The sequence below is a fragment of the Fibrobacter sp. UWB7 genome (genome assembly GCF_900142945.1).
In the GTDB taxonomy this organism is placed as follows: domain Bacteria; phylum Fibrobacterota; class Fibrobacteria; order Fibrobacterales; family Fibrobacteraceae; genus Fibrobacter.
In genome coordinates this window covers 67,019-73,847 of record NZ_FRCO01000009.1, presented here as the reverse complement: position 1 = coordinate 73,847, position 6,829 = coordinate 67,019, and the positions used below count along the sequence as shown (strand labels likewise).

Genomic DNA, 6,829 nt, shown 5'->3' with positions numbered 1-6,829 from the left:
GGGCCGTCAGTAGCAGCAACGACGAGGATAGCGCCGTCCATCTGAGCAGCACCAGTCACCATGTTCTTCACATAGTCAGCATGCCCCGGGCAGTCGACGTGTGCGTAGTGGCGATTTGCAGTGGTGTATTCCACGTGGGAGGTGTTGATCGTGATACCACGAGCCTTTTCTTCCGGAGCGTTGTCGATTTCGTCGAAACGCTTTGCAGCGGCAAGACCCTTAGCAGCAAGGGTGGTGCAGATTGCAGCGGTCAAAGTGGTTTTACCGTGGTCAACGTGGCCGATGGTGCCAATGTTGCAGTGCGGCTTGCTTCTGTCAAAATGTTCTTTTGCCATTTTTTCCTCTTCTTCAGCAGAAGGTTTATCGCTTCAAGTTCAAGAGAACTACACGAGTTCTCCGTATTTTCGCAAAGCATAGGAAGCGGTACTCTGCGAAATTGGAACACAAATTTAATAAATGCTAGGTAATTTGCAAGTATTTTTCTTTTGAAATTGCGCTAAAAATGCGGATTTTCGGACTTATCCACAATTTTTCGGGGTGTTTCCGGAGCGTTGAAAACCCGCTCATTTCCTAGGATAAAAATGCCCTTTTTCGCTTAATTTTCAAAGGTATAGCAATTTATATCAACGATAAAACCAAGTTTCTAACATCTTATCAACATTATTTATAAACCCACCAAAATCGATTTCACAAGGGCATACATTAAAAGTAAAAAGATTTTTACATTTGAAAATTTTACAAAGTTTTACCTTTCCAGACTTCCCAAACCATTGACTTTCAATATTTTGAGATTTCCCGTCCCTTTCAAAATAACAGAATTCGCGTCTCCAAAATCATCCCTATCGACCACCGACAAACTACCAACAACCACTAACGAATGACCAACGGCTAAAGACCAATTACCAAATTCCGAATTGTTTTATATCACGATTATCACGTGAAAAGATTTTTTACAAGACATTATATATAATATTGCTATCTTTAAACAAAGGTGTTTGGGGATAATTTCGAGGAACTTCTATGAAATACCCCCTTTTGAGACCCCTGCTTGCGCTTGGGGCACTCGTTTTGGCTTGTTCGTGTTCAGACAAATCGCCCAGCAGCGGCGATTCTTCCGTTATACCTTGTGAAGACGCCTTGTATATGCCTTCTAAAGGCTACCTGATTTATACCAAGGACAACAAGGTCACTGATCTTTCTGGCAACCAGATTGGAAAAGCCGTTGGTGTCACAACTAATGTTATTGTCCTCAAGGACATGGCTGGTCTAAACCTACTCGGAGACCAACAAACCCTGAACATCAATGACCATAGCATCGTAACGCAGCTTATCGGCGACCCGGCAAACTGCAACGTGGGCAAATCCGGTTCCCAGATTTCCACTTGCGAAGACGCCCGCCTGTTGACCGCAGACAAGAACTACCTCATCTACGCTGACGGCTCAGTGACTGACGAAGCAGGCAATCCAATCGGCACGCTCTCCCCCATCCTGGGCACGACGCTTTTTAACATGGTGGATTTGTCCGGTACACCGATCATGAATAACATCGATCTCAACCTGTACCAGCAAATTATCCCTGGCGATGGAATCCGCTATAAGATTACGGAACCCGCCTACCACTGGAAAGACGAGAAAGGCAATTACGTCATCTATAATAGCACGGTTGTCACCAATCCGTCAGGAAAAGCAGTCGGTGTTATCGATTTCTCCACAGGCATCATCTTCAATCTCGAAAGGACTGCGCCGCTTACCGTGGTTGACATCGCAGTGCTGATGCAACCTAAGTCCATCCTGCAGTTGAATTCCAAGTGCGTGGACTATGACGCTCCTGTCGTTTCTTCTTCAAGCGCATACGTACCTCCTGTAAACAGCAGCTCCTCGACATACGTCCCGCCTACCCCGAATAGCAGTAGCGCCACCCCGAAGAGCAGCTCCTCCAAGCCAAAGAGCAGCAGTTCTGCACCTCCTCCGAGCAGCAGCTCTGCCGTAGTCACGAACAAGTGCCCGACAATCAAGACTAAGAGTGGCGGCAAGACAGGCTCCGGCTGGGCAACCCGTTATTGGGACTGCTGCAAGCCCCACTGCTCCTGGCCAGAACACGCACATGGCAACTATTCCAAGCAGTGCACTAACAAGGGACAGAACGAAAGCTCCGACTGGAGCGGCGGAAGCGTTTGTAGCGGTGGCGGCCTCATGACCTGCACAAGCCAGATTCCGTTTACAATTGATGGCTGTACAGAAATGGGCTTTGCATTCGCAGCTGTGCCTGCAAGCGATGGCGGCGACTGCGGCAAGTGCTACCAGCTGACCTTCACCGGTAAGGGCAAGTACTCGACCGACGCAAACCACCAGGCAATCAAGAACAAGAAACTCATCATCATGACGACCAACATCGGTGGTGACGTTCAGCAGGGCCAGTTCGACATCATGATCCCGGGCGGCGGCGTTGGCATGTTCAACGGATGCTCTTCCATGGGTTGGGGCAACCAGGGTGCTCAATACGGCGGCCTCCTCTCCGACTGCGAAACCGAAAAGAACTACAAGCCGGCTGCAACTTTGACCTGCCTCAAGGAAAAGTGCAACAGCGCATTCGGCAGCGACGCCAAGGCCAAGCAAGGCTGTCTCTTCCTCGCCGAATTCATGCACGGCGCAGGTAACCCCATGCACAACTACGTCGAAGTGGAATGCCCCGAAGTTCTCAAGTCCAAGTATTAATCAAAAGGTCTAAATCGGAACTAAACGCCCCGTAATGGGGCGTTTTTCTTTTTGTAAGTCTTTGATAATAAATAGGTTGTGCTTATTTTCACATAATCCTATTGTATAGTTCTTTTTACTCTTAATTACGAGCATTTTAGAGGAGAAGATTTTATCTTTTAGCTCGGATGATTGGAATACAGGGTGTGATATATTTACAAGGGCTTATTATATCATGAAGAATAAACTGTTTAAAACCCTCACAATTTTCGGACTTTCCTTTATCGCTTGGAACTGCTCCGATGACCCTGCATCTCCTTCGGGAGCAACCTCTGCCGAATTACCGGCAATCCAGACAAAGCAAATGCTTGAAGTGGATCAGCAAAGCTGGTTGCTCAATACCGGAAGCCAAGTTTTCTTGATTGTACCTAATGGTACTGGAACGTACGCTGTCACGGATGCATTCAGCAATCCGGTCGGCACGTTCAATACGACAACAAAGTCCATTTCAGACGCAGCCGGAAACACGACGGTTGTCAACGTCGATCTTTCTTCGCTCCCGATTGTCAATCCGGACAAGACCATCACCTACCCCGATGGCTCCAAGACGACTCTCACAGGTGAACCGATTTCTAGCGGTGTAGTAGTGAACAGCTCCTCGGCAACAGCCCCAGGCACCGTTGTTGTAAGCAGCTCTTCCGTCTACAACCCGAGCACAAATCCGGTCGTGAATTCCAGCTCCGCCAAGGCTACCCCGGTCGCTTCCTCCTCTTCGCAGAAGGCTCAGCAGCCTGTAGCAAGCTCCTCTTCGAAGCAGCAGAACAACTCCGGCACCTCCGACAAACAGTGCAACGGTCAGTGCTACGACAGCGCTTCGGGCAAGTGCGTTGCCTATTACGACCAGATGACTGGTTCCAAGGGCGAAAAGTACGCCTATGACAATGATTGCAAGGTAAACTGCTACTACGATCCTGAAAATAAGAATTGCCAGAACATGACCGGCTCAACACCTTCTCAGCAGCCGAAGTCCAGCTCCAGCGTGAAGTCTTCTTCGTCTCAGCAACAGCAGCAGCCGAAATCCTCTTCTTCTCAGCAGCAGCAACAGCCGAAGTCCTCCAGCAGCCAGCCGAAATCTTCGTCTAGCCAGCAGCAACAGCAGAACAACCCCAACGCAGGTGCTGAAGAAGCCAAGTACCTCAATGCAGGCGCCGGTGGACAGCAGGGCTTTGCCACCCGTTACTGGGACTGCTGCATGCCTCACTGCGCTTGGCCGGAACACGGTGGCGCTGCCAAGACTTGCGATGCCAAGGGCAAGACCCCGATCGGCAACACTAACGGCAGTATCTGCTCCGGTGGCCAGGGCACCACTTGCACAAGCCAGATTCCTATAATCGTGAGCGACAAGCTCGCCTACGCATTCGCCGCAACTCCGGGTAACGACGCCACATGCGGCAAGTGCTTCGCCCTCACCTTCACCGGTACCGGCAAGTACGAAACCAAGGCAAACCACCAGGCTCTCAAGGGCAAGACTCTCGTCGTGATGGCATCCAATATCGGTTACGACGTACAGGGCGGCCAGTTCGACATCATGATCCCGGGTGGCGGATTCGGTGCATTTAATGGTTGCAGCCAGATGGGCTGGAACATCCCGCAAAACACCACAACGTACGGCGGCCTCCTCTCCGACTGCGAAAAGGAAGTCGGATACAGCGGCGACCTTTTGACCAAACGCAAGGAATGCCTCACCAAGAAGTGCAACAGCGCTTTTGCTAGCGACACCCAGGCCAAGGAAGGCTGTCTCTTCCTCGCTACATGGATGGAAGCAGCAGGCAACCCGAACCACACTTATAAAGAAGTTGAATGTCCGGCTGCTTTGAAGGCTCAATTCTAATCAAAAACAGCCAGAAGCGCCATTAGTTATAGTTAAAACTTATAAAAGCACCCTGCCAAAGGGTGCTTTTTTGACTATGATTACATCGCTAAAATCCAAAAATTTCTCGAAATTATGGAAACAATTGTTTGCACGATATTTTGGGGTAATTCATAACATTGGAGAATGCGATATGACATTGATGTCATCCGAAAAGCTGAAATAGAACTTTTAGCACAGATGCAAGGGGCTACTTCGATTACGAAGAAAAAACTCGCTCTCGACAGCGGGATTAGCCGTCAGCACCTCGGTCTCGTCGCAAAAGGCAAACGCAACCTCTCCGTCAAATCATTTTGCGACCTTGCCGATGCTTTCGGCTGTACAGCCACCGAACTGATGTCCAAGCTCGAAGCTTTAATGTTGGAGCAAATCCAGCTCCAGACGCCTGCCGCAGCCGACAAGGCTAAGGGCATAAACTATATCAATAAAGCTATTCTGGACAAAAACAATCCGAAAAAACCGCCTAAGCCATAATTATAGGCTTTTTTAAAATTGCTCAAGCAGCTGAATGCGCTCAGGTGTATCCGGGTGCGTGCAGAACATGATGTTCGCCTTCGCGACCCAGCCCTTTAATCCCATATTGTTATCGAATTCTTCATCGGGGTGGATCACGTAAAGCTGTGCGATATCGTCGCGCTTTACGCTCATAAGCCCCGGATCCTTGGAAATCTTTCGCAGCGCAGAAGCTAGCGCAAGCGGATCTCCACAAAGTTCGGCACCGCCGGCATCGGCAACGTATTCACGCTTGCGCGAAATCGCAAGTCGCGTAAGCCAAGTAAAAACATAGCCGATAGAACTCCAAAGAAACACTAGCAGTAAAATAAAGATAAGGTACACATCGGCTCGCCCACTATTGCGGTCACGCCTGGACGAACGACGCGGAGTATGGATCATGGCACTCATCAGTTTCAGCGATACCGTCTGAATCGTCGCAAAAATCCCCACGAAAACAATGCACACCACCATGAGGCGCGTATCGCGATTCTTGATATGCGTAAGCTCGTGACCTACAACTGCCGAAAGCTCCCTATCGTCCAGCTTTTCGATAAGCCCCGTCGTGAGCGTAATCGTAAACGAAGGAATATCGATGCCACTTGCAAAGGCGTTCATTCCTGAATCTTCTACAATGTTGATTTGCGGCATCTCGATACCACCAGCAATGCAGAGATTTTCGACAATGTTATAGACACGCAAGTTTTCCTTGCGTTCAACAGGTTTAGCGTGGACCGCATGCCGTATAATAGCGGTATTGGCACAATAGGCAACAATGAACCACACCCCTACAATCTGCAAGGTGTAAGGAATCACGACCTTGAAGCAATGCCATATTTCGGGCCAATGCATAGTCCCGTACCTTGTACGTGATGCATGGTCAAGAGGGCAGCCTCCCTCGACAATATCGCAAAGAACACCGAAGAAATCAAGCCCCAGAATAACCAGAAACACCATCCCCAGTAATATTACCGGGAACATGAAAAGCAGAATCACCGTATTGCGGTTATTCCGCCAAATCTGGGTTTGGAGACCGACGTATTTCATTGAAGGAAATTAAAACTTTACTTCAGGGGCCTTTTCGAGCGTAGCCCTATTCTCGACCGCCTCGTACATGGCAGCACGGGTAAAGTGGAACATGCCAGCAATGATGTTGCTCGGGAAGACTTCGCAAGCGTTGTTGAATTCGCGCGTCGAGGAGTTGAAGAAACGGCGTGCGGCGGCAAGCTTGTTTTCAATATCCGCAAGTTCCGTCTGCAACTGCAAGAAGTTCTGGTTCGCCTTGAGTTCCGGATATGCTTCGAGCGAAACGCGGAGCCCGGCGAGCGCACCGGACAAAGCCTTGTCGGCAGCGACCTTCTCGTCGATAGTCGTCGCACTCATAGCGGCAGAACGTGCGGCAGTCACCTTCTCAAGCACATCCTTTTCGTGCGTGGCATAGCCCTTGACCGTCGAAACGAGCTGCGGAACAAGGTCATAACGCTGCTTGAGCTGCACATCGATATTCGCGAACGCATTCTCGCGATTGTTGCGGAGCTTCACAAGCCCGTTGTACATGGAAATGAACACAGCGATGACGATGAAAATGACTGCGACTACGATAACTACGGTCATAAAATCTCCTTTCTTCTTGTGGAAATAATATACATAAAAACAAGAAGAAAAAGAAAGCCCACGGAAGATATCCATGGACTACAAACGAGTACAACACCT

At 49.3% G+C, this 6,829-nt stretch carries 6 protein-coding genes; 3 read left to right on the top strand and 3 right to left on the bottom strand.

The window, feature by feature from the left end; genetic code table 11:
• Nucleotides 1-335: GTP-binding protein (locus BUC30_RS15350; RefSeq protein ID WP_170861551.1), on the bottom strand; the 335-nt coding region annotated here is incomplete at its 3' end.
• A gap of 685 nt (nt 336-1,020) precedes the next feature.
• Between BUC30_RS15350 and BUC30_RS15345 the strand changes: the two genes are divergently transcribed.
• The 3 genes from BUC30_RS15345 (at nt 1,021) to BUC30_RS15335 (ending at nt 5,098) form a co-directional block, all read left to right on the top strand.
• The gene (locus BUC30_RS15345; RefSeq protein WP_073443315.1) at nt 1,021-2,715 is read left to right on the top strand and encodes a glycosyl hydrolase family 5; all 1,695 of its coding nucleotides are present in this window, start codon (nt 1,021-1,023) and stop codon (nt 2,713-2,715) included.
• 214 nt (nt 2,716-2,929) lie between these two features.
• The gene (locus BUC30_RS15340; protein ID WP_073443313.1) at nt 2,930-4,585 is read left to right on the top strand and encodes a glycosyl hydrolase family 5; all 1,656 of its coding nucleotides are present in this window, start codon (nt 2,930-2,932) and stop codon (nt 4,583-4,585) included.
• A gap of 165 nt (nt 4,586-4,750) precedes the next feature.
• The gene (locus tag BUC30_RS15335; RefSeq protein WP_073443311.1) at nt 4,751-5,098 is read left to right on the top strand and encodes a helix-turn-helix domain-containing protein; all 348 of its coding nucleotides are present in this window, start codon (nt 4,751-4,753) and stop codon (nt 5,096-5,098) included.
• 12 nt (nt 5,099-5,110) lie between these two features.
• On the opposite strand, the gene BUC30_RS15330 is transcribed toward BUC30_RS15335, so the two are convergent.
• Entirely contained in the window at nt 5,111-6,163 is a 1,053-nt protein-coding gene (locus tag BUC30_RS15330; RefSeq protein WP_073443309.1) for a M48 family metallopeptidase, read from the bottom strand.
• A 9-nt stretch (nt 6,164-6,172) separates the two neighbouring features.
• Nucleotides 6,173-6,730, bottom strand: coding sequence for a LemA family protein (locus BUC30_RS15325; RefSeq protein ID WP_073443319.1), 558 nt, complete (start codon nt 6,728-6,730; stop codon nt 6,173-6,175).
• Nucleotides 6,731-6,829: the final 99 nt, after the last annotated feature.

Coding starts and splice junctions, on each gene's coding strand:
- BUC30_RS15345 (WP_073443315.1), top strand. CDS start 1,021: ATGAAATACCCCCTTTTGAGACCCCTGCTTGCGCTTGGGGCACTCGTT.
- BUC30_RS15340 (WP_073443313.1), top strand. CDS start 2,930: ATGAAGAATAAACTGTTTAAAACCCTCACAATTTTCGGACTTTCCTTT.
- BUC30_RS15335 (WP_073443311.1), top strand. CDS start 4,751: ATGCGATATGACATTGATGTCATCCGAAAAGCTGAAATAGAACTTTTA.
- BUC30_RS15330 (WP_073443309.1), bottom strand. CDS start 6,163: ATGAAATACGTCGGTCTCCAAACCCAGATTTGGCGGAATAACCGCAAT.
- BUC30_RS15325 (WP_073443319.1), bottom strand. CDS start 6,730: ATGACCGTAGTTATCGTAGTCGCAGTCATTTTCATCGTCATCGCTGTG.